Here is a 19,105-nt window from a genome sequence, read left to right as displayed (position 1 = left end):
CGCGCCGATACATCGATGCGATCCGGTGCAATCGACGCGCAGGAGGCGTGGGCATGAAGCTTGCCGAACTCATCGATCCGGCGCACACCGCCGTTGTCGTGTCGGAAATGCAGCGCGGCATCATCGGTGACCTCGCCCCGCCCCTTATGCGGCCGCAGGCCACGGAGGTGCGTGACCGTGGCGTCATCGACGGGCTGCGGAGCCTGATCGACGGGACTCGGAACAACGAGGCGCGTGTGGTGCATGCAACCCTGCAGTTCCGCAAGGACCGGGCCGGCATCATCATCAACACGCCGCTGATGGCAGCGATGCTCAAGGACCCGGACTACCTTCTTGTCGGGTCCGAACAGGCAGCCGTGCTGCCAGAACTCGATGTGCGCGAGGAAGACATCATCGCGGCCCGCATTCACGGGATGTCCGCGTTCAACGGAACCGAACTCGACCCGATTCTGCGTAGTCTGGGAATTCGCACGCTGATAATCGGCGGGATCTCGTTGAACGAGGCCATTATCGGCATGGCGATCGAGGCCGTGAACATCGGCTACCGGATCGTGATCGCGCGTGACGCGGCTGCCGGGTTCCCGAAGTCCTTCCAGGAAGACATGCTCAGGCATGCGTTCTCGTTGCTCGGTTCGGTGGTCACCGTCGACGAGATCCTGGCCGTCTGGAAAGGCTAGCCGGGTCAGGGATCGGAAATGGCGTCGCGTGGGAGGCGCCCTCCGTCGAGGAGACGTACCCGGTGGTCCCGCGCGTCGCGCATATCTTCGAGCACGGCCATGAGGTCTGCGGCCTGCGTGATGTGCTGACGCATCCCCATGCCCTCCCACGCCCGCAGCAACAGCGACTTGGTGGCCTGCAGGGTAGACAGCGGCGCCCGGGCGATCTGTGCGGCGGTGCGCTCCACCTCACCGTCGAGGTCCGCGCGCGGCACGACCCGGTTTACCAGGCCCATGGCCAGCGCTTCAGGTGCGCTCAGTGTCTGCGCGGTGTAAAGGTACTCGGCGGCGCGCTTGTAGTTCATGAACACCCAGGGCTCGATCATCGTCTCCCCGCCGGGAAAGCCGAGCGCCTGCACCAAGGGCATCTGGAAATACGCGTCGTCGGCACAGATCGTCAGGTCGGGCAGCAGCGCCCAGTACGTCCCGCCGCCGAGCGCGTATCCGTGCACCTGCGCGATCATCGGCTTCGGAAACTCCCACAACCGCAGCGTGGGGTCCACAAACAGCTTTCTGCTGCCCTGCCAGTTCTTTCCCTGGTGCTCGACCGCCTCGTCGAATTCGTGATACGCGCCCGGCTTCATGACATGACCGGCACAGAACCCCTTGCCCTCGGCCTTGAGAATTACGACCTTGATGTCGTAGTCATACCGCGCGCGGTCGAGGCATTCGTCGACCTGCTGCACCATTGCGCTGGATTGTGCGTTCGCCTGTGCCGGGTTGTTCAGCACGATGCGTGCGATCGGAGCCTCGTGCTCGTAACGGACCACGCCCAGATCGGTGGCGTATCCGGTCATGACCGCGACGCGCACGCAACCGTCACCGGCAGAACCGGCTGGTCGGCTTCAGTGCTGTTGTCGGCCGGGTTATAGGCGACGTTGCGGCTCTGGTCGCGCAGCCGGTCTTGCCTCATAGCGCTTCCTTCCCGTTGCCTGCGGCGTGGTGGCCAGGTCAGCCTCGTGTTAGCCGGGCGTCGGCGATGGTGACACCGATGCTATCCAGAACGGCGCCGGTGATGTCCCAATCCGCAGACCCATCTCCAGCTACATCGCGGCGGGATAGCGCGGCACGTAATCGCTTTCGCAGGCCGGCAGGCCATCCCGGCACAGCCCAACACGGACAGGCTCAGCGCGGAAGCTGCGAAGAAACCTCTGGAAAGTCGACACGAGCAGCTGACAGTTGTGTCAAAATACTGTCGGGACGGCTGCCGATCACGGAGCTGCCACCGCTGACGTGAACATCTAAGGAGCGTCATGTCGGAATACCGCGCAACGCAGTTCCCGATGCCGCATAGGCGGGACGAGGTCATCGAACTCGCCTACCGGCCATGGGAGCTGATCGGAGCAGGCCGGCTCGAAGATGGGCTGGCGTGCCTCGATGACTCAGGCACGTGGTGGGCCATCTCCACCCGAACGACGACCCCGATGGCCGAGATCAAACCCACCCTCCGTGGCGCATTCGGCCTCATCGGACCGTCGTTTGAATTCACCGACGCTATCGTGGAGTCCGACCGCGTTGCGTTGATGGTCGAGTGCCGTGCGGAGTTGCCCGGTGGCGTGGCCTTCCATAACATCTGCACGTTCATTTCGCGGGTCGACCTCGACCGCGGCTTAGTGGTCGAGGTTCGTGAGTACGTAGACACTCTGCATTCTGCGCAGACCCTCCTGCCCGCCTTGGCTGCCGCGGGCGTTAGAACACCCGACTGATGGCGCCGAATGTGCGCCGGTGTGATCGCCCTGCCGCTGTCAACACCGTGCATCGCCAACCGACGGCCCGCTGAGTAGCAAGTCGCTACATTCCAACACCGCATGGAGATCGAAAGGCTCACCATGGAATTAGAAGGCAAAGTGGCCATAGTGACGGGTGCAAGCCGGGGCATCGGCGCCGCGATCGCGCAAGAACTGGGACGTGCGGGGGCAGCGGTCGCTGTCTTCGCCCGCAGCACCGAACACTCTCCGAGTAAGACCTTCTCGGGCACTATCGACGAAGTCGCCGCCGACGTGCGGAGCCAAGGCGTCGAGGCGATCGCCGTGCACGGGGACGTGTCGCGGGAGGAGGATGTCGCCGCCGCCTACGAGGAAACGATGGGCCACTTCGGGCGGTGCGACATAGTCGTGAACAATGCCGCCGTCAGTTATTTGGCGCCCCTGCTCGACATGTCAGTCAAGCGCTGGGACCTTGTCATGGGTGTCAATATTCGTGGTCCAATGATGATGGCCAAGGCGTTCTTGCCCCAGATGATCAAGCGCGGTGGCGGTCACATCGTCAACATCACTTCGGCAGACGGGCGCCTGGACCTCGAAACAGTGGAGCGTCTCGCCGAATCAATCGGATCCACCGGGGGAAGCTTCGGTGCCGACGGCCTCGACTTGTCGAAGAGCAAGTTGGCGTACGGGACGTCGAAAGCGGCCTTGAACAGATTCACCGTGGGGCTGGCCCACGAGACGAGTGGCACCGGAGTGGCGGTCAACGCGCTGGAAGTCCATGCCGTGACCCAGGCTGTGCGCCTCAGCCTTCCCGATGCAGACCATTCCAACAACGAACTACCGGAAGCCCCAGGGCAACTCGTCGCGTGGATTGCTCAGCAGCCGGCGTCGTTCACCGGAAGGATCCTCAGCCAACCCGACCTGCTGAGTCAGCTTCGCGCCAAAGGGATCGTCCGAACGAAAGTATCGCCGTAACCGTAGGTCTTTCGTCTACTCGGTCTCACTCCGACAGCCAAGGGGCGCTGAACCCCTGGGCCAGGGTCGGGCGAGCCAATCCAGCTCGGCGCGGGGGCCATGACAGTATCCACTGTGGTTGACCAGAAGGGATTACCCCCCAATGAATTTCGACTCCAAAGTCGCGGTTGTCACGGGCGCAGCCTCGGGTATCGGCGAGGCCACTGCCAAACGGCTCGCCGAATACGGAGCCAAAGTCGTCATCGCCGATATCGACCAAGACGGCGCCGAGCGCGTTGTCGCCGAGATCACCGGCAGTGGCGGCGACGCAGCATTTCGGCGCACCGACATCGCCCGGGAAGACGATGTCAACTCGCTGATCGACTTCACCGTTTCCACCTATGGTGGCTTGCACCTAGCCGTCAACAACGCCGCCATCGGTCATACTCCTACGCCACTGCACGAACTCGATACCGCGACCTTCGACACCGTCACCGGTATCGGGTTGCGCGGCACGTTCTTTTGCATGCGCGCTGAGATCGCCCACATGATCGGCCACGGCGGTGGCGCCATCGTCAACACCGCATCAGCTGCCGGACTCAAAGCCGCTGCAGGCCTGCATGCCTATGTCGCCACCAAACACGCAGTCGTCGGACTGACGCGAAACGCCGGATTGGATTACGCCAACCACGGCATCCGCGTGAACGCCGTCGCGCCGGGTACCATCGAGACCCCGCAGATGGCCAGTTTCCCTCAGGAATTGCAAGACGGATGGGCGCGCTTGATCCCGATGGGCCGGATGGGAGTGCCCCGAGAGGTTGCCGACGTCGTGACGTTCCTTCTGTCGGATGAGGCCAGCTTCGTCACCGCGACCACCCTCGAGATTGACGGCGCGTACGTGCAGTCAAGCACCAAGTGAGGGTTCACCTCTGACCGCTGAGGTACGGTCGCGTTTGCGGACAATCCTGGAAAGCGTCCTAGCCAAGTGCGCTAACTCGTGGGCAACGGACCGGCCAAGCCTCGGGGCAGTGTCCCCCACAGCCAACTGACTGCTTGCCCGATCTCCGAGAAATGCAGGCTGACACCGTCTTTGGCGTGATAACACTCCGCGGCTTCGGTGAATCCGTTGATACGGCTGAGCCGGTCGCCGTTGATGCGCAGGATCTGGCCGGTCAGCCAAGATGATTCGGGGGACTGTAGCCAGGCCACCACCGCCGAGCTGCGTCCCGGGTCCAGGGCAGGATCCTCGGCGGCGGCACCGCCGAAGAAGTCCTCGCTGATTCGGGTCACCGCCAACGGTGAGATCGCATTCACCGCAACGCCGTAGCGGCGCATCTCCATTGCCGTCACTACGGTCAGGTTTGCGATCGCCGCCTTGGCGGCACCATAGGCGCTTTGGCTGATGTTGCCCCACAGCCCCGCACCGGACACGGTATTGACGATCCGTGCGTCGACCGGATTGCCCTGCTTGGCCTGCGCCCGCCAATAGTCGCAGGCGTGTTTGGTGACCGCGAAGGTGCCCTTGAGGTGTACGGCGATCACCGCGTCCCAATCGGCTTCCGTCGCACTGGTGATCATCGCGTCGCGCACGATGCCGGCGTTGTTGACCACCCCGGTGAGCGTGCCGAACGTCGAGACCGCAGTCGCGACCATGTCGGCCACGTCGTCCCACGAGGCCACCGAGCCGGTGTGGGCGATGGCCTTGCCGCCGGCCTGCTCGATCTCGGCCACCACTTCCGCGGCCGGCCCCTCGCCGACGCCGCCGGTGCCGTCGCGGCCCACGCCCGGGTCGTTCACCACCACGGCAGCCCCTTGGGCGGCCAGCTCCAGGCAGTGGGAACGGCCGATACCGCGGCCGCCGCCGGTGACGAGGACGACACATCCGTCGAGTGGGGTCATGCGATTGCTCCCTTTCATTGGTCGAAGAGGTGGGTGATGAGCTCGCGGCGCTGCGACCAGTCGGCGTCGCGCAGGTCGGCGTGACCCGATTCGGTGACGATCAGGTCGATGTGATGAGCCGGAGTGGATGCCGGACGGCTCAGCCGGGCGACCAGCGGTGAATGCCCGTTTACCGTCGTGGGCACTGCGATGATGGACAGGCCGCCGCAGCTCATCCGGGCCGCCGCACAGTAGTCGGGGTGCCCGCCGATGCCGCCGACCACTTTTCCGCCACGGCCTTCGACGTTGACTTGGCCCACCGGGTCGATCTCGATGGCGGTGTTGACCGCGACGAACGGGTTCCCGCGCGACAATCGGGTCAGATCGTGGCTGTGGTCGATGCCGCGCAGGATCGGCCGAGCCTCAGCCCACTCGTAGAGCAAGTCGCTGCCGAGCAGGTAGGTCGCCGATGGTTCACCGATCAGCCGGCCACGGCGATCGAGGTCGACGACCGCGTCGGTGAGCAGGCCGGTGTCGATCCGCAGCGGTTGATCCGCACGCCGTAACAGTGCAGTGCCCAGCTGGCCGGGCCCGTACTGCAGCCGGGCGCCCTCGGGTACGAAACGCAATACGGCATCGGCCAGCGCCTCGTGAATCGGTTCGGGCTCACGGGTCGGCACGCGGACCGGCCCGTCGCCGCTGTGGCCGACGACGCGCACCTGGGACCGGTCCAGCGGCGGCTCGGCGCTCGCGCCCGGCGCGGTGGCATCGAGGATGCCCAGCACCGGTACGCCGTGGTCGATGAGCTGCCGCTGCCAGGACACCTCGGTGCCGAAGTGCAGTTGTCCGCTTCGTTCCACCAGCTTGGTGATCAGCAGATCGGGGCGGAGTGTGCCGGCCAACACCGCGTCGATCCCGGCCAGACTGGTCGGCAGGAACCGCGCCGTTGGGCTCTGCAGCACGTCACGTACGCCCCAGCCGGGCATCAGCGCGATGACTTCAGCGAACGCCGTCGGATCCAGACCCTCCAGTGCCGCCGGCAGCCAGCCCAGCACCAGCCGCACCGAACCGACCTCACCGGCCACCGCACTCAGCGTGGCGGGTACAGACGTCCCGTCATCGAGACAGCGCAGTTCACCGACACCGTCGCCAAGCGCCACCGTCATGGCGGGGCGCACGACGGCGCGCAGCGCGGCGGCAAGGTCGGGTCCGGTGAACGACGTTGTCACCGCGGCTCTTTGGGGAGGCTCAGCACCCGCTCGCCGAGGATATTGCGCTGAATCTCACTGGTTCCGCCCAAAATGGTCTGGGCTCGGCCGACCAGCATGTGGTGCACCAGCTCGTCGTCGGCGGGGTCGGTGCACGCATCGGTGCCGAGCACCTCGGTGGCCAGATCGCCCAGGTCGCGGTCGGTCTCCGACGTCATCAGTTTGAGCACCGAGAACTCCGGCGAGGTGAGATCACCGGACTCGATGGCCCGTTGCCAGGTGAACCGCAGCAGCCACATCCGGGCCCACAGCTTGGTCATGGATCGGGCCAGCACCGGATCCAGCAGGTCGTGATCGCGTGCCGCGGCGACCATCCGTTCGTGCAGCCGAAACATCGAGACTGCCTGCGAGCCCAGGGTGAGCCGCTCGCGACCGAGAGTGACCAGCGCAATCGTCCAGCCCTGCCCGACCTCGCCGATCAGGGCGTCGTCGGCAAGTTCGGCGCCGTCGAAGAACACCTCATTGAATTTGCTTTCGGAGTCCATTTGAACCAGCGGGCGCACCGTGATGCCGGGCGTGTCCATCGGGACGACAAACATCGACAGCCCGCGGTGTTTGTCCGGCCCGGTACGCGCCAACAGCAGACCGTATTCAGCCGACGCCGCGGCCGAACTCCACACCTTCTGGCCGTCGATGCGCCAGCCGTTCGCGGTGCGTTCGGCACGGGTGCGCACCGCGGCGAGGTCGGATCCCGCACCGGGTTCGGAGAACAGCTGGCACCAGAGGTCAGCGCCGACCCGGATCGGCTCGAGGAATCGGGCTTTCTGCTCGTCGGTACCGAACTTGATCAAAACGGGGCCGACCAGGTCCGCACCCGTGATGTTCAACTGACGGGGCACTCCGGCGCGTGCGCATTCCTCGGCGAAGAGGGCTTGGACTGCCACGGTCGCGTCGGCGCCGCCGTACGCACGCGGCCAGTGCAGGCAGGTGTAGCCGTGGTCCGCGAGATAGCGGTGCCATTGCCTCCCTGGAGCGACATCGGCCGCCGTTGGTGTGGGTCCGTAGTTACGGAGACCGGAGGGTTTGGGTGCACCCTCCAGAAAAGCGCGCACCTGGGTGCGCAGCGCGTCGATGTCCTCCGTCTGGACAGGCACCATCGCTCCTTTTGTTGGTCGGGGACGGGCCGGGGTCACTTTCCGTCCAGGTAGTCGTTGTACTCGTCGGCTACCGACTCCATCGCGTTGAGCCGACGGGCGAGCAGCCTGATCTCCGACTCGTCGGAATCGGTTGCCTGGAGCTCATCCAACCGGGCCCGGCAGCGCCCGATCTCCGCGACGAGGCGCTCCCTGGCCTCGTCCTTGGTCAACAGATCCTGATCGGTCCAGTCCGATACCGGCAGCTGCTCGATTCGGTCCACGCCGTCCGGCCCGCCGTCCGCTCCCGAGGTCACGCCGCCCGCGGGAAGTTGTAGAACTCGCGGGCGTTCAGTTCGACCATGCGGTGCACCTCGTCGTCGGGCACGTTCTCCAGCGCCTGCGCAGCGCGCTCCCGGCTCTGTGGCCAGAACGAGTCCGAGTGCGGATAGTCGCACTCCCAGGTGATCTTGTCGACGCCGATCATGTGCCGCATCTCCACGCCGAAATCATCTTCGATGAAGCAGCCGTGAATGTGCTTCTTGAACAGGTAGCTCGGCGGGTGATCCTGGTTGATGTTGTTGTAGAAGCGGTGCTTGCGCCACACGCTGTCGCAGCGTTCCAGGATGTAGGGAATCCAGCCGATGCCGCCCTCGGACAAGCCGATCTTCAACTTCGGGTGCCGGTAGAGGGTGTTGGAGAACAGCCAGTCCGTCATCGCGGTCATCGACATGGTCCCCATCAGCGTGATGAACACGGCGAACGGCGCATCGGGAGCGATCGGTGGCGGGAAGCCGCCGGAACCGAAGTGCTGGGCCAACACCATGTCGGTCTCCTCCATCGCCGAGAGCACCGGGTCCCAGTGATCGGAGTGAACGGAGGGCAGGCCGAGCCGATCGGGCAGATCTGGGAACGTCACACACTTGGCGCCCTTGGCTGCGACGCGGTGGATCTCCTTGACGCTGGCGTCGAGGTCCCAGAACGGCAGCATGGCGACGGGAACGAACCGGTCGGGTGCGGTGGCGGCCCACTCGTCGAGGTGGAAGTCATTCCACGCCGCCGAACACAATTTGGCCAGTTCCTTGTCCTCGCCCTCGGCGAAGACCGCCCCGGCGAAACGCGGGAACGACGGGAAGCAGGTCATCGCCTGCACGCCGTCGATGTCCATGTCGGCTACTCGTGCCTTGGGGTCGTAACAGCCGGGGATCATGTCGTCGTAGCGCACCGGCTCGATGCCGTACTCCTCGGGCTTCTTGCCGGCGACCGCGTTCAGGCCGATGTAGGGATAGATTCGGCCTTCGTACTCCCAGACCTGGCACATCTGTTGAGTGTCGGGGCGCTCCCACTCGATGATCTTGGGCCCCGCCTCCAAGAACTTCGTCGGCAGCCGATCGCTCCACACCTTCGGGTGTTCGATCAGGTGGTCGTCGACGGAGATCAGTTCCATCCAGGGCTGCAGCGGCACGGTGCCTCCTCGTGTGGCGTTGGACAATCGTACGAACAGAAAACGTAAAACATTTAGTTGATTTAGTGTGATTCTAGTCACCGCGCTGGTGGTCCAGCAACCAAAGGTGGATAACTAGGTCGGCGGGCGTTTCACAGCAGCTTGACGTGTTCGCTGAGCCGGTCCCAGTGCTGTCCGGGGCCTCCGAACAACACCTCGTCCGTGCGTGCTCGACGCAGGTAGAGGTGGGCGGAGTCCTCCCAGGTGAACCCGATGCCGCCGTGGATCTGGACATTCGCGTGGGCGGCGTTGCGTAGCGACTCCGAACACACGGCCTTAGCCATGCTGGCGCGCCAATTCGCTTCGGCGGCTGCTGCCGCGTCACCGTTTACCGCCTCCAGGGCCGCCTGCGATGCCGACCGTGCCCACTCAAGGTCGACCAGCATGTCGGCGCACTTGTGCTTGATGGCCTGGAAGCTGCCGATCGGGCGTCCGAACTGTTCACGGGTGCGCGCGTAATCGGTGGCGATCTCCAGTACCCGTTCGCACGCTCCGACCTGCTCGGCGGAGAGCACCGCCAACGTTGCGTCCACATTGCGCTCGATGAGGTCGTCTACTGGTGCCTCCACGGTCAGCCGTGACGCCGGAGCGCCGGCGAAGGTGATGGTGGCCATCGGGCGAGTGCCGTCCAGCACCCGCTCCGCTTCGATGGCGATGCCCTCGGCGGTCGGGTCCAGCAGGAAGACGGCGGTTTCGTTGTCGGCTGCGGCGACGACAACCAAATCGTCGGCGGTCGCCCCGTTGAGAACATGGTGGACCACGCCGTCGACGCCCCAACCGTCGCCGCGGCGGCTTGCGGTCAGTGTCACCGCCCCGCGACGCCACACCCCACCGTCGCCGGTGATCGCGGCCGCCGCGGTGCGATGGCCGTCGAGCAGCCCGGACAAGCGCTTCTCCGCATCGGGGTCGTCGGCGCAGGTGTCGAGGAGCAGGCCGGTCGCCAGCACCGTCGAAGCGAGGAACGGCACCGGTGCCAGTGTGCGGCCCAGTTCGTGAGCGACGACGCCCAGCGCCGAGGCGCCGTAACCCGCCCCGCCGAGGCTCTCCGGCACGGCGATCGCCGCGACTCCGACCTGAGCGCACAGCACCGTCCACAGCTCGGTGTCGATGCCGCCGCAGCTGCCGTCGCCGTTATAGGCCGTGGCCCGGACCCGCTCCTCCGACGCGAACTTCTCGCAGGCGGCGCGAACAGACGAGGCGAGCTCCTGGCGCTCGTCGGTGGACAACCCGGTCATCGGTTTCCTCCTGCAATACGTTGGGCCAGTTCCGTTTTCGCCACTTTTCCCAGCCCCGTCAACGGGAACTCGTCGACGATGACGAGCCGCTCGGGCCACTTCTGCTTCATCAGCCCACGCTCGTCAAGGAAGGCGCACAGCTCGTCGAGCGTGACGTCGCGGTGTCGGGAGGAGCGGCGCACCACCGCGCAGACCATTTCTCCGCGTAGCCGGTCGGGTTGCCCCAGCACCACGACCTCGTCGATCAGCGGGTGCGCCAACAGCTCATTCTCGATCTCGTCCGGTGCGATGTTCTCGCCTTTGCGGATGATCAGGTCCTTGGTCCGGCCGGTGATCACAATGCGCCCGTCGGGCCGCAGGTATCCTCGGTCCCCGGTGCGAAACCAACCGTCCGGTGTTGTCGCGCCGGCCCACTGTTCGGGGTCGACGTAGCCGGGCGTCAGATTGTCGCCACGAACCTCGATCTCGCTGGTCGAACTGATCCGGACCGTCACCCCGGGAATCGGCAGGCCGGAGCTGTTGCTCTGTTGTTCGTCGGTATCGGCGGCTCGACTGACACACACCATCGCCGCCTCGGTCATTCCGTACGCGTGCACGATCGGGATGCCCATCTGTTCACGCACCTGCTTGTGCAGTTCGGGCGGGCAGGGTGCGCCACCGCCGATCAACATGCGCAGCGACGGGATCAACGGCCGCGAGATTCCCGCCTCCTGTTGCGCCGACAACAGCATCTGGTACAGGGCGGGGCTGGACCCGGCGATGGTCACGTGGTGTTCGGCCAACAGCTGCGGCAGTTCATCGGCCGTCACCTTCGGCACCAACAGCACTGGGAAATCCGCCAGAACCGCACTGGTCAAATAGATGATTCCGCCGATGTGGGCGATCGGAAAGGCTATCGATCCGACCTCGTCCGGGTGATCACCGAGCCCGAGGTGGCCGGTGAACCCACGGATGGCGGCCAACAGCGTCGCGTCCGAGTGGTACACGCCTTTGGGCAGGCCGGTGGTCCCCGACGTGAGGTACACCCACCGGATGTCGTCCGCCGAGCGCGATCGGTCCAGCGTCGGATGCGGCAATCCGGGCAGCGCGCGCAGTTGGTCGAGGAAATCACCCGGCAGCGTGAGGACGCGCACCCCCGGTGGCGCATTGCCGGCCGTCGTCTCGTCGACGATGAGGATGTCCGCCCCGGCGGCTTCGACGGCCGAGCACACCTCACGGCGCCGGTAGAGGTGCAGCACCGGCGCCTGTGTGACATCGGCGCGTGCCAGGGACAGCATCAAGACTGCCGCCCACGCGTGCGACGGCAGCTGCCAGGCCACGGTCATCCCCGGCCGGACGCCGGCCTCCCAGAGCCAGTGGGTACCGGCGGTGGTCAAGGCGGCGACGTCGGCCACGGTCAGCGTCGTCCCGGCGGTGTCGCGCAACAGCGGTCGCGCCGGTCGTGCCGAGGCGGACTCATCGAGGAGTCCGGCGATGGTGCCACCCGTCACCGCTGGGCCTCCTCGCCTTAAGTTCTAACTATTTAACCAATTAGGATGACGGAACTCCAACTTTTGCCGGCGCCGGCGGGCTCGGGCGTCGATGAAGTCGCGGAGCTGCACTACTTCGCGTTGCCGATGCGCTTGCCGGGGGTGAACCTGACCGGCAGATTGCACACGGCGTAGACCTCGCCGGCATCCGCGAACCGCTGCGGCTCGCCGGCGAGTTCGAAGTCCGGTAAGCGGGCAAGGATCTGGCCCAACATCACCTGGAACATCACCTTCGCGTAGTGGGAGCCCAGGCATCGGTGCATACCCACCCCGAAAGCCATCTGCTTTTTCGCGTTCGGCCGGGTCAGGTCCAGCGTCTCGGGGTTCTCGAACATCGCCGGGTCGCGGTTGGCTGCCGCCCACATGAGAATCGCCCGGTCGCCCGCGCACAGTGACTGTCCGTGGAACTCGGTGTTGCGGGAGACGGTACGGGCCAATCCGAGCGTCGGCGTGTACAGCCTCAGTAGCTCGTCGGTGCCCTTCTTGATCAGCCCCGGATCGCTGATCAGCTGTTGGCGGAGCTCGGTGTCTTCACAGAGCCGCAGCAGCACGTTTCCAGTGAATCCACTGGTCGTGTCCATGCCGCCCAGCATCATCAGGAACGTGTACATGGCGATCTGGGTGTCGTCGAGGGGTTCGCCGTTCAGGGTCCCGCGCAGGATGTCGCTGAATAGATCGTCGCCCAGGCCGTTGGCACGCCGTTGCTCCATGTGCTTGTTGATCTCGGCGAACAGTTCCATGCCCGCCGCAGCGGACTTCTCGGGGTCGTGGGCTCGGTAATGCACCAGGGTGTGCACCCAGTGCACCCACTCCATGTACCGGGATTCGTCGAATTTCAGCAGTCGCAGGATCAGCCGCGCAGGCAGCGGTGTCGTCAACTCGGTGACCAAATCGCATTCTCCGCGCTCGATGAAGGCGTCGATGGCCTCGTTGGTCATCTCCAGGGCGGCGGGTAGGGCCCTCTCGGCCGACCCCGGGGAGAACTGGCGCAGTGTGATGTCGCGCAATTCGATGGTCTGCGGCGGATCGGATTCGATCGGCAGAATGGGAAACGGCATGCCACTGGCGGGCACACCGACCGATGGATAAGAGTTGAACAGGGCGTCGTCACGCGCTGCTTCGAAGACGGACGCGTAGTCCGTCAATGCCCAGAAGCCGTCGTAGTGATGCGAATGGGCGACCGGACAGCCTGATTCCCGCATCTGACGGAATGCCGCATACGGGTCCTCACGGAATTCGGGGGAGTGGTGGTCGAGGTCCACCTCTGCTCGTTGCTGCTCGTCGGTCCGGGTGTCGGTCATCGGCTGCTCCCTTCCCGTGGTTACCTGCTCAGGATTGCGACTGCGGCGGTCCCAGGTGCCCCGTAGAGCTGGGCGAGCGCCACTCGCGGGTCGTTGGGCACCTGCCGGTCGCCCGCGGTGCCCCGCAGCTGGTGCACGAGTTCGTAGACCTGCCGCAGGCCGGATGCGCCGACGGGCTCGCCGTTGGCCAATAGACCGCCGTCGGTGTTGATCGGCAGGCGGCCGCCGATTTCGGTGGCACCGTCGGCGAGCAGCGCCTCCTGTTCGCCGTCCTTGCACAGTCCGGTCTCGGCCATGTGGATGAGTTCTGAGCCGGAGTCGGTGTCCTGCAGCTGCGCGACGTCGATGTCCTCGGGTCCGACGCCGGCCAGCTCATAGGCGGCGTTGGCGGCCTCGGCGGTGGTCCCGGCCGCCAACGGCAGCTCGATCGAGGTCCGCAACAGTTCGTAGGCGCCATCGCGGCGGCTGCGCAGCGCGGTGGACCGCAGATAGATCGGCGTGTCGGTGTACTGCTTGGCCACCTCGGCGCGGCACACCACCACGGCAGCCGCGCCTTCGTTGGGGTTGCAGTACATGTATTGCCGCAGCGGCGCGTTGACGACCGGCGAGGCGAGGATGGCCTCGGTGCTCATGGGCTTGCGGCGCCAGGCGTGCGGGGCCAGGGCGCCGTTGGCAAAGTTCTTGGCAGCGACGCGGGCGAGCGTCTGCTCGCTCACACCATGGTCGTGCATATACCGCATGATTTTGGTGCCGAAGTAATGCGTGGTCAGGAACATGCCCTGGTCGCCATACCACTGCGGTAGGCCGGATACTGACGGGTCGGCGCCAAACGCCCCCCGCGGATGCTTGTCCAGGCCGACGCCCACGGCGATGTCCGCCTCGCCCAGCGCTACATCGCGGGCGGCCAGGGTCAACAGCGAGTTGCCGGTGGCGCAGCCACTGAGTGTCGCGCGTGCCGACAGCCCCGTCATTCCGACAAGCCCGGTGACCGCCTCGGGATTGGACACTTCCAGGCTGCCGGCGTAGAGGCTGCCAACATCGGTCCAGTTCACCCCGGCGTCCCGCAGTGCCCGGTTAATCGCCACGGCTCCCATTTCCAGCGCCGATCGGTCGTCGTACCGCCCGAACGGGTGGAGTCCGACACCGATGATGGCGATCTCGGGCTTGCTGCTCATGGGGGCTCCTTCCGGGCGGCAGGGCTGGGCGGTGAGACTGCCGGCCGCGCCGCCGCTATGATGTCGGTACCGCGAAGTCTATAACTATATAGCTGATTTGATGCAACGGGCCGGGAATCGCCACACCGCCCGTGTTCAGGGCAGTGCGAGCGTGGCGAGTGAGGGCTGAGGCGTTGAGTATTTCGCTGTTGTTGGACATGGCGGTTTCGGGTGATCCCGACCGCGAGGCAGTGGTGGACGGCGGGGTTCGTTTGACCACCGCCGACCTCAGTGAACTCGCCGATGGGGGAGCAGGGGTGATCGCGGGGTCGGGGGCGCGGCATGTGGTTTATGTCGGCACCGGCGGTGTCCTGCTGCCCCTGCTGATCTTCGCGTCGGCCCGGGCGGGTCGAGCGTTCACACCGCTGAACTACAGATTGAGTGACGACGGGCTACGCCAGCTGATCGAGCGCCTGCCCGACCCGCTGATCGTGACCGACAGTGAGTACCGCGACGCGGTTATCGATGCCGGCAAGCAGGTGATGACTTCCGACGAGTTCACCGCGGCCGCGCGCACCACCGATCCCGTATCGGAATTTGCCGATCCCGACGACGTGGCGATCGTGCTGTTCACCTCGGGAACGACTTCCCGGCCCAAAGCCGTAGAACTGTCACACAACAACCTCACCAGCTACATAACCGGCACCGTGGACTTCGGTTCCGCGGACCCCGGCGACGCGGCCCTGGTGTGCGTTCCGCCCTACCACATCGCTGGGGTGGGTGCGGCGTTGTCGAACGTGTATGCGGGTCGAAAAATCGTGTATCTGTGCAGGTTCGACCCCAGGGAGTGGGTGGAGTTGGTCCGCAGTGAACGGGTGACCACCGCGACGGTCGTACCGACCATGCTGGACCGCATCGTGACTGTGCTGGAAAGCGAGCCGACTGAGCTACCGACGCTGCGCAATCTCGCCTACGGCGGCTCCAAAGTGGGCCTGCCGCTGGTTCGCAAGGCTCTGGACCTCCTGCCGGAGGTCGGATTCGTCAATGCCTACGGGTTGACCGAGACCAGCTCGACCATCACGGTACTCACACCCGAAGATCACCATGTCGCCCATGGTTCCAGCGATGAGGCCGTTGCCCGGCGGCTGGGCTCTGTTGGACGGCCGGTGCCCGGCATCGAGATACAGATCCGCGCTGAAGACGGAACGGTGCTAGGCCCCGGTGAGACCGGCGAATTGTTCGTGCGCGGCCCGCAAGTCTCCGGCAAATACGCCGAGATCGGATCCGTGCTGGACGCGCAGGGCTGGTTCCCGACGAAAGACGTCGCTACGGCCGATGAGGAGGGGTACCTGTTTATCGGTGGACGCTCCGACGACACGATCATCCGGGGCGGCGAAAACATCGCCCCGTCCGAGGTGGAAGATGTGCTGATCGAACATCCCGATGTTCACGACGTCGCCGTCGTCGGCCTCGAGGACCCCCAGTGGGGCCAGATCATCGTTGCGGTGGTGGTGCCCGAACCCGGCAGCGTCCACAACGCCGAGGCATTACGCGAGTACGCCCGCAAGAAGCTGCGGGGCTCACGCACTCCTGACCGGATCGTTTTTCGCGACCACCTGCCGACCACTACCACCGGGAAGGTGGTGCGCCGCGAGATCGTCGAAGATCTCAAGTTCGCCACCGTCGACCTGTAAACGTCCGCATGAGAACACCGAGGAGCCAACCATGATCAAGAGCGGCAGCCGGTTGCAGAGCCAGGTCTGCGACACCCAGGTCATCGTCGTCAAGACCGCAGAGAGCTTGGACGATCTGCGCTGCGGGGGACAGCCCATGCTGCCGATCGGCGCCGAGAAGTCGTCCCAGCCACTGGATCCCGCGTTCGCCGACGGCAGCGCAATGGGCAAGCGCTACGTCGACGATGCCGGCGCCGAGGTGCTGGTCACCAAAGCGGGCGCCGGGACGCTCAGCGTGGGGGCGACGGCGCTGGCGCTCAAAGAGGCCAAACCGCTACCAGCCAGCGACTGACGACCTACCCGGGTGAGATGCGCCGTAGGTCAATCCTGAGCCTTGGGGAGCGTCGCTCGCACTGAGGGCGATCCCTTGACTCGCTAGGCACGCCGCCATATTTTGTAGCGGATCCAACAAAAAGTTAGATATGCCGGAGCGGTCAGAGGGCGATGATGCCGGTTCCTGCAGGTGATGGTTCCAGTACCTGCAGGAACCGGCCCCACGATCCACACCGACAAGGGCGGCCTACAGCTGATCTACCACGGCGTCCCGTTGTCAACTTTCGCCCCCGACACCCGCTCGCCGCGAGCTGAAGGCCCGCCGATCCCTTGTCGCAGTCGACCAGTGAATCAGGCGTTGGCGAGCTGCGGCGGTTTGACGGCGTCGGGGTCGGGGTTGGCGATGGGTAGGCCCATGAATCGCCGGGCGTTGTCGCCCATGAAGTCGTAGGTGCGGCGGGTGTCCATGCCTTCGGCGTACTTCCAGTACCCCTTTGGTTCGGCTAAGCCTTCGGGGTGCGGCCAGTCCGAGCCGAACAGGACTTTGTCCCAGCCGACAGTCGCGACGACGTCGGCGACCGAGCCTTCCCAGAACGGGCTGACCCAGATGTTGCGGCGGAACACGTCGTGGGGATGTTCGGGGAAGTTCTGCGGCATCTTGCCGTAGGTCGAGGCCAGATCGTCGAACAGTGGTTTGATCCAGGCGCTGCCGTTCTCCACGCTGGCGATGCGCAGCTTGGGGAACCGGGTCAAGGTGCCGTGGCAGATCAGGCTGGTCAGCATGTCGGCGATCTCGCGATGGCCCAAAGCGGTCCATTTGAACGCCGACATCTCGAATGCGCTGCTGGTATCCGCCGGCTCCCATTTGTCGATGTATTCCTGCAGCGGGGGTTGGCTGGCATGCAGGACGATGGGTAGGCCGGCGTCCTCGACGTCGCGCCAGAACGGATCGAATTCGGGCAGTGCCGGCGAACGCCAGCCCTTGTAGCCGTTGACCGGTGCCGGCTTGATCAGGGCGACCTTGGCGCCGTTGTCGAGGATGTATTCCAGCTCGCGACGCGCCTCGTCGACGAGTCCCAGGGTCAGCACCGGCGTCGAGTAGATCCGGTTGGCGTGGGCGTAGCCCCAGTGCTCGAGCATCCACTGGTTGAGCGCGTGGATGATCGCCACGGTCAGATCGGGATCCTCGGCGGCGGAATGTTCGACCAGGTTGGCCAGCGTGGGGTAGTTCAAGCATGCGTCGACGCCTTGGCGGTCGAGTTCGGCGATGCGGTCTTCGGGATTGCGCGATGCCAGTGGTGCGTCGATGCCCCGGCCGGACATTTCCCGCATCGTCAGGCCCTCGGGGTTCTGGCCGGAGTAGAACTTCTCGTGCGCGCCGGGGGCGGCGACTCGTTCGAAGGTGGGGTTGGGCATGTAGTCGGTGATCTTGTTCAGGATCGCGATTCGGCTGTGCCTGCCGATCTGGACGAACTGCACCTTCGGCTTGAACTGTTCGGGCAGGTGCCGGGTCAGCGCGTCGGGGTTTTCGTACATGTGCTGATCGGCATCGAAAATCGGTGCATCGGTGAACTGGCTGGTGGACTGCGTCATCGGCTTCTTCCTTACCTCAACGTCGGGTTGCCTAGAGCTTCGCCTAACTTGACGAAGGTGTCAAGTCCTGGCGTGTGAACTTATATTAAAAGCCTATGAGCTGCAGATATTGAACTTGACGAGAACGTCATATACAGTTCGCCGCATGACGCTGACCTCCGGTGCTCCCGCCGAATCGCTGCCGGACACCACCCGCGGCGAGCGAACTCGGTCAGCGATCTTGGATGCCAGCCGCCGACTGTTTCTCGAACGCGGCTACTCCGGCACGCCGATAAACGCGATCACCGAGGCGTGTGGCATTTCGCGGGCCGGCTTCTACACCTACTTCAAGGACAAGCGGGAGATTTTCAATGTCCTCGGCGAGACCACGTATCACGAAGTCCTCGCGGTCATCGCCGAGTGGGCCGACGCTCAAGAACCCTTCGGTCCAGCGGACATTCAGGCCTGGGTCGGTCGCTACTTCGACTACATGGACCACCACGGTGCGTTCGTACTGGCCTCTGCACACTCGGCCCCCGACGACACCTCATTCCACAACGCCCGTAATCGCATGGTGACCAGGGCCTCGTGGAAATTGGGGCAGGCCATCGCCGGTGATGGCAGGCACTCGCCGGATGTCATCGGTGTCGCGGTGATGGGGTTGCTGGACCGGGCATGGCACACGGTGCACAGACAGACGGTGGCTGTCGGGCGCAGCGAGATGATCTCGGTGGTTGCCGAGATGATCGCACCGATGGCGGCCGCTGCCGGGTCTTAACCCTGCTCGGCCGGCCGGAACCCGAAGGTCAGTAGCGTTTGACCGTCGGCGGTCTGCAGCGTCGTGGTGGTCGACACCAGCGGCTGCCCGATGCGCAGGTCGGCCGGGTCCACATCGACGATCAGCGTCTCCACCAGCACGCCCTCGGCCAACTCGACGAAACCCACCGCATAGGGCTGGAACGCCTCGGGCGACCGATTGCCCTTGTAGGGCAACGGCGGCACGAACTCCTGCGTGGTGTAGGTGTAAAGCGTTCCCTCAGTGGACAACTCGATGGGTTCGATGTCCGCTTGAATGTCTGGCGCGCCGTCGAACAGCTCGGCCCGCTCGGCGGGGAACTTCACTACGCCTGTGGAACGTCGGCGGGAGCCGAACAGCACCGCGCGGTCGCCCTCAACTCTGAACAATCCCTCGGTGATCAATGTGCTCAT

General features: G+C 65.1%; 19 protein-coding genes. 7 read left to right on the top strand and 12 right to left on the bottom strand.

Features of this window, described 5'->3' with window-relative positions:
- The first annotated feature begins 53 nt into the window (after positions 1-53).
- Positions 54-677, top strand: a complete 624-nt coding sequence (locus DQP56_RS04370; RefSeq protein WP_112683762.1) for a cysteine hydrolase family protein — start codon at positions 54-56, stop codon at positions 675-677.
- Between the two features lie 5 nt (positions 678-682).
- On the opposite strand, the gene DQP56_RS04365 is transcribed toward DQP56_RS04370, so the two are convergent.
- Complete coding sequence (locus tag DQP56_RS04365; protein ID WP_112683809.1) at positions 683-1,513, bottom strand: enoyl-CoA hydratase-related protein; 831 nt, start codon at positions 1,511-1,513, stop codon at positions 683-685.
- Positions 1,514-1,969: 456 nt separating this feature from the next.
- Here DQP56_RS04365 and DQP56_RS04360 point away from each other — a divergent pair, with 456 nt between their 5' ends.
- The 3 genes from DQP56_RS04360 (at position 1,970) to DQP56_RS04350 (ending at position 4,295) form a co-directional block, all read left to right on the top strand.
- Positions 1,970-2,422, top strand: coding sequence for a nuclear transport factor 2 family protein (locus DQP56_RS04360; RefSeq protein ID WP_112683761.1), 453 nt, complete (start codon positions 1,970-1,972; stop codon positions 2,420-2,422).
- A gap of 102 nt (positions 2,423-2,524) precedes the next feature.
- Positions 2,525-3,397, top strand: coding sequence for an SDR family NAD(P)-dependent oxidoreductase (locus DQP56_RS04355; protein ID WP_112683760.1), 873 nt, complete (start codon positions 2,525-2,527; stop codon positions 3,395-3,397).
- A 142-nt stretch (positions 3,398-3,539) separates the two neighbouring features.
- Complete coding sequence (locus DQP56_RS04350) at positions 3,540-4,295, top strand: SDR family NAD(P)-dependent oxidoreductase (RefSeq protein WP_112683759.1); 756 nt, start codon at positions 3,540-3,542, stop codon at positions 4,293-4,295.
- Positions 4,296-4,366: 71 nt separating this feature from the next.
- Here the strand turns inward: DQP56_RS04350 and DQP56_RS04345 are convergent, their stop codons facing one another.
- From DQP56_RS04345 to DQP56_RS04305, 9 genes are all read right to left on the bottom strand, one after another.
- Complete coding sequence (locus DQP56_RS04345) at positions 4,367-5,275, bottom strand: SDR family NAD(P)-dependent oxidoreductase (protein ID WP_112683758.1); 909 nt, start codon at positions 5,273-5,275, stop codon at positions 4,367-4,369.
- A gap of 14 nt (positions 5,276-5,289) precedes the next feature.
- Positions 5,290-6,483, bottom strand: a complete 1,194-nt coding sequence (locus DQP56_RS04340) for an acetyl-CoA hydrolase/transferase C-terminal domain-containing protein (protein WP_435673816.1) — start codon at positions 6,481-6,483, stop codon at positions 5,290-5,292.
- Positions 6,480-7,616 (bottom strand): acyl-CoA dehydrogenase family protein, encoded by a 1,137-nt coding sequence (locus tag DQP56_RS04335; protein WP_435673815.1) that lies wholly within the window; start codon positions 7,614-7,616, stop codon positions 6,480-6,482. Before DQP56_RS04335 ends, DQP56_RS04340 begins: the two co-directional genes overlap by 4 nt.
- 35 nt (positions 7,617-7,651) lie before the next feature.
- Positions 7,652-7,912 (bottom strand): hypothetical protein, encoded by a 261-nt coding sequence (locus tag DQP56_RS04330; protein ID WP_112683756.1) that lies wholly within the window; start codon positions 7,910-7,912, stop codon positions 7,652-7,654.
- Positions 7,909-9,060: an amidohydrolase family protein gene (locus tag DQP56_RS04325; RefSeq protein WP_205868793.1), complete on the bottom strand. Its 1,152-nt coding sequence runs from the start codon at positions 9,058-9,060 to the stop codon at positions 7,909-7,911. Before DQP56_RS04325 ends, DQP56_RS04330 begins: the two co-directional genes overlap by 4 nt.
- A gap of 131 nt (positions 9,061-9,191) precedes the next feature.
- On the bottom strand, positions 9,192-10,334 hold the full coding sequence (locus tag DQP56_RS04320; RefSeq protein ID WP_112683755.1) for an acyl-CoA dehydrogenase family protein: 1,143 nt from the start codon (positions 10,332-10,334) through the stop codon (positions 9,192-9,194).
- A complete protein-coding gene (locus tag DQP56_RS04315; protein ID WP_112683754.1) occupies positions 10,331-11,824 on the bottom strand; it encodes a class I adenylate-forming enzyme family protein in 1,494 nt (497 codons plus the stop codon). Before DQP56_RS04315 ends, DQP56_RS04320 begins: the two co-directional genes overlap by 4 nt.
- A gap of 110 nt (positions 11,825-11,934) precedes the next feature.
- Entirely contained in the window at positions 11,935-13,164 is a 1,230-nt protein-coding gene (locus DQP56_RS04310; RefSeq protein WP_112683753.1) for a cytochrome P450, read from the bottom strand.
- Positions 13,165-13,184: 20 nt separating this feature from the next.
- The gene (locus DQP56_RS04305) at positions 13,185-14,339 is read right to left on the bottom strand and encodes a thiolase family protein (RefSeq protein WP_112683752.1); all 1,155 of its coding nucleotides are present in this window, start codon (positions 14,337-14,339) and stop codon (positions 13,185-13,187) included.
- 173 nt (positions 14,340-14,512) lie between these two features.
- Between DQP56_RS04305 and DQP56_RS04300 the strand changes: the two genes are divergently transcribed.
- Together DQP56_RS04300 and DQP56_RS04295 are read left to right on the top strand one after the other, a co-directional pair.
- The gene (locus DQP56_RS04300) at positions 14,513-16,012 is read left to right on the top strand and encodes a class I adenylate-forming enzyme family protein (protein ID WP_112683751.1); all 1,500 of its coding nucleotides are present in this window, start codon (positions 14,513-14,515) and stop codon (positions 16,010-16,012) included.
- Between the two features lie 31 nt (positions 16,013-16,043).
- Complete coding sequence (locus DQP56_RS04295; protein WP_112683750.1) at positions 16,044-16,343, top strand: hypothetical protein; 300 nt, start codon at positions 16,044-16,046, stop codon at positions 16,341-16,343.
- A 332-nt stretch (positions 16,344-16,675) separates the two neighbouring features.
- Here the strand turns inward: DQP56_RS04295 and DQP56_RS04290 are convergent, their stop codons facing one another.
- The gene (locus tag DQP56_RS04290; RefSeq protein WP_112683749.1) at positions 16,676-17,917 is read right to left on the bottom strand and encodes an amidohydrolase family protein; all 1,242 of its coding nucleotides are present in this window, start codon (positions 17,915-17,917) and stop codon (positions 16,676-16,678) included.
- A 145-nt stretch (positions 17,918-18,062) separates the two neighbouring features.
- Between DQP56_RS04290 and DQP56_RS04285 the strand changes: the two genes are divergently transcribed.
- The gene (locus tag DQP56_RS04285) at positions 18,063-18,674 is read left to right on the top strand and encodes a TetR/AcrR family transcriptional regulator (RefSeq protein ID WP_112683748.1); all 612 of its coding nucleotides are present in this window, start codon (positions 18,063-18,065) and stop codon (positions 18,672-18,674) included.
- Here DQP56_RS04285 and DQP56_RS04280 read toward each other — a convergent pair.
- Positions 18,671-19,105 carry a Zn-ribbon domain-containing OB-fold protein gene (locus DQP56_RS04280; RefSeq protein WP_112683747.1) on the bottom strand — a complete coding sequence of 145 codons (435 nt, stop codon included), beginning with the start codon at positions 19,103-19,105 and terminating at the stop codon, positions 18,671-18,673. The two genes, DQP56_RS04285 and DQP56_RS04280, sit on opposite strands and share 4 nt — an antisense overlap.

Origin of the sequence: Mycolicibacter senuensis (assembly GCF_003284925.1) — a bacterium.
Taxonomy (GTDB): Bacteria; Actinomycetota; Actinomycetes; order Mycobacteriales; family Mycobacteriaceae; genus Mycobacterium; species Mycobacterium algericum_A.
This window is presented reverse-complemented; position numbering and strand designations above follow the sequence as displayed.

Excerpts from the sequence above, each read along its gene's own strand:
- DQP56_RS04370 (WP_112683762.1), top strand. The coding sequence starts at position 54 with ATGAAGCTTGCCGAACTCATCGATCCGGCGCACACCGCCGTTGTCGTG.
- DQP56_RS04365 (WP_112683809.1), bottom strand. The coding sequence starts at position 1,513 with ATGACCGGATACGCCACCGATCTGGGCGTGGTCCGTTACGAGCACGAG.
- DQP56_RS04360 (WP_112683761.1), top strand. The coding sequence starts at position 1,970 with ATGTCGGAATACCGCGCAACGCAGTTCCCGATGCCGCATAGGCGGGAC.
- DQP56_RS04355 (WP_112683760.1), top strand. The coding sequence starts at position 2,525 with ATGGAGATCGAAAGGCTCACCATGGAATTAGAAGGCAAAGTGGCCATA.
- DQP56_RS04350 (WP_112683759.1), top strand. The coding sequence starts at position 3,540 with ATGAATTTCGACTCCAAAGTCGCGGTTGTCACGGGCGCAGCCTCGGGT.
- DQP56_RS04345 (WP_112683758.1), bottom strand. The coding sequence starts at position 5,275 with ATGACCCCACTCGACGGATGTGTCGTCCTCGTCACCGGCGGCGGCCGC.
- DQP56_RS04320 (WP_112683755.1), bottom strand. The coding sequence starts at position 10,334 with ATGACCGGGTTGTCCACCGACGAGCGCCAGGAGCTCGCCTCGTCTGTT.
- DQP56_RS04310 (WP_112683753.1), bottom strand. The coding sequence starts at position 13,164 with ATGACCGACACCCGGACCGACGAGCAGCAACGAGCAGAGGTGGACCTC.
- DQP56_RS04305 (WP_112683752.1), bottom strand. The coding sequence starts at position 14,339 with ATGAGCAGCAAGCCCGAGATCGCCATCATCGGTGTCGGACTCCACCCG.
- DQP56_RS04295 (WP_112683750.1), top strand. The coding sequence starts at position 16,044 with ATGATCAAGAGCGGCAGCCGGTTGCAGAGCCAGGTCTGCGACACCCAG.
- DQP56_RS04290 (WP_112683749.1), bottom strand. The coding sequence starts at position 17,917 with ATGACGCAGTCCACCAGCCAGTTCACCGATGCACCGATTTTCGATGCC.
- DQP56_RS04285 (WP_112683748.1), top strand. The coding sequence starts at position 18,063 with ATGACGCTGACCTCCGGTGCTCCCGCCGAATCGCTGCCGGACACCACC.
- DQP56_RS04280 (WP_112683747.1), bottom strand. The coding sequence starts at position 19,105 with ATGAGCACATTGATCACCGAGGGATTGTTCAGAGTTGAGGGCGACCGC.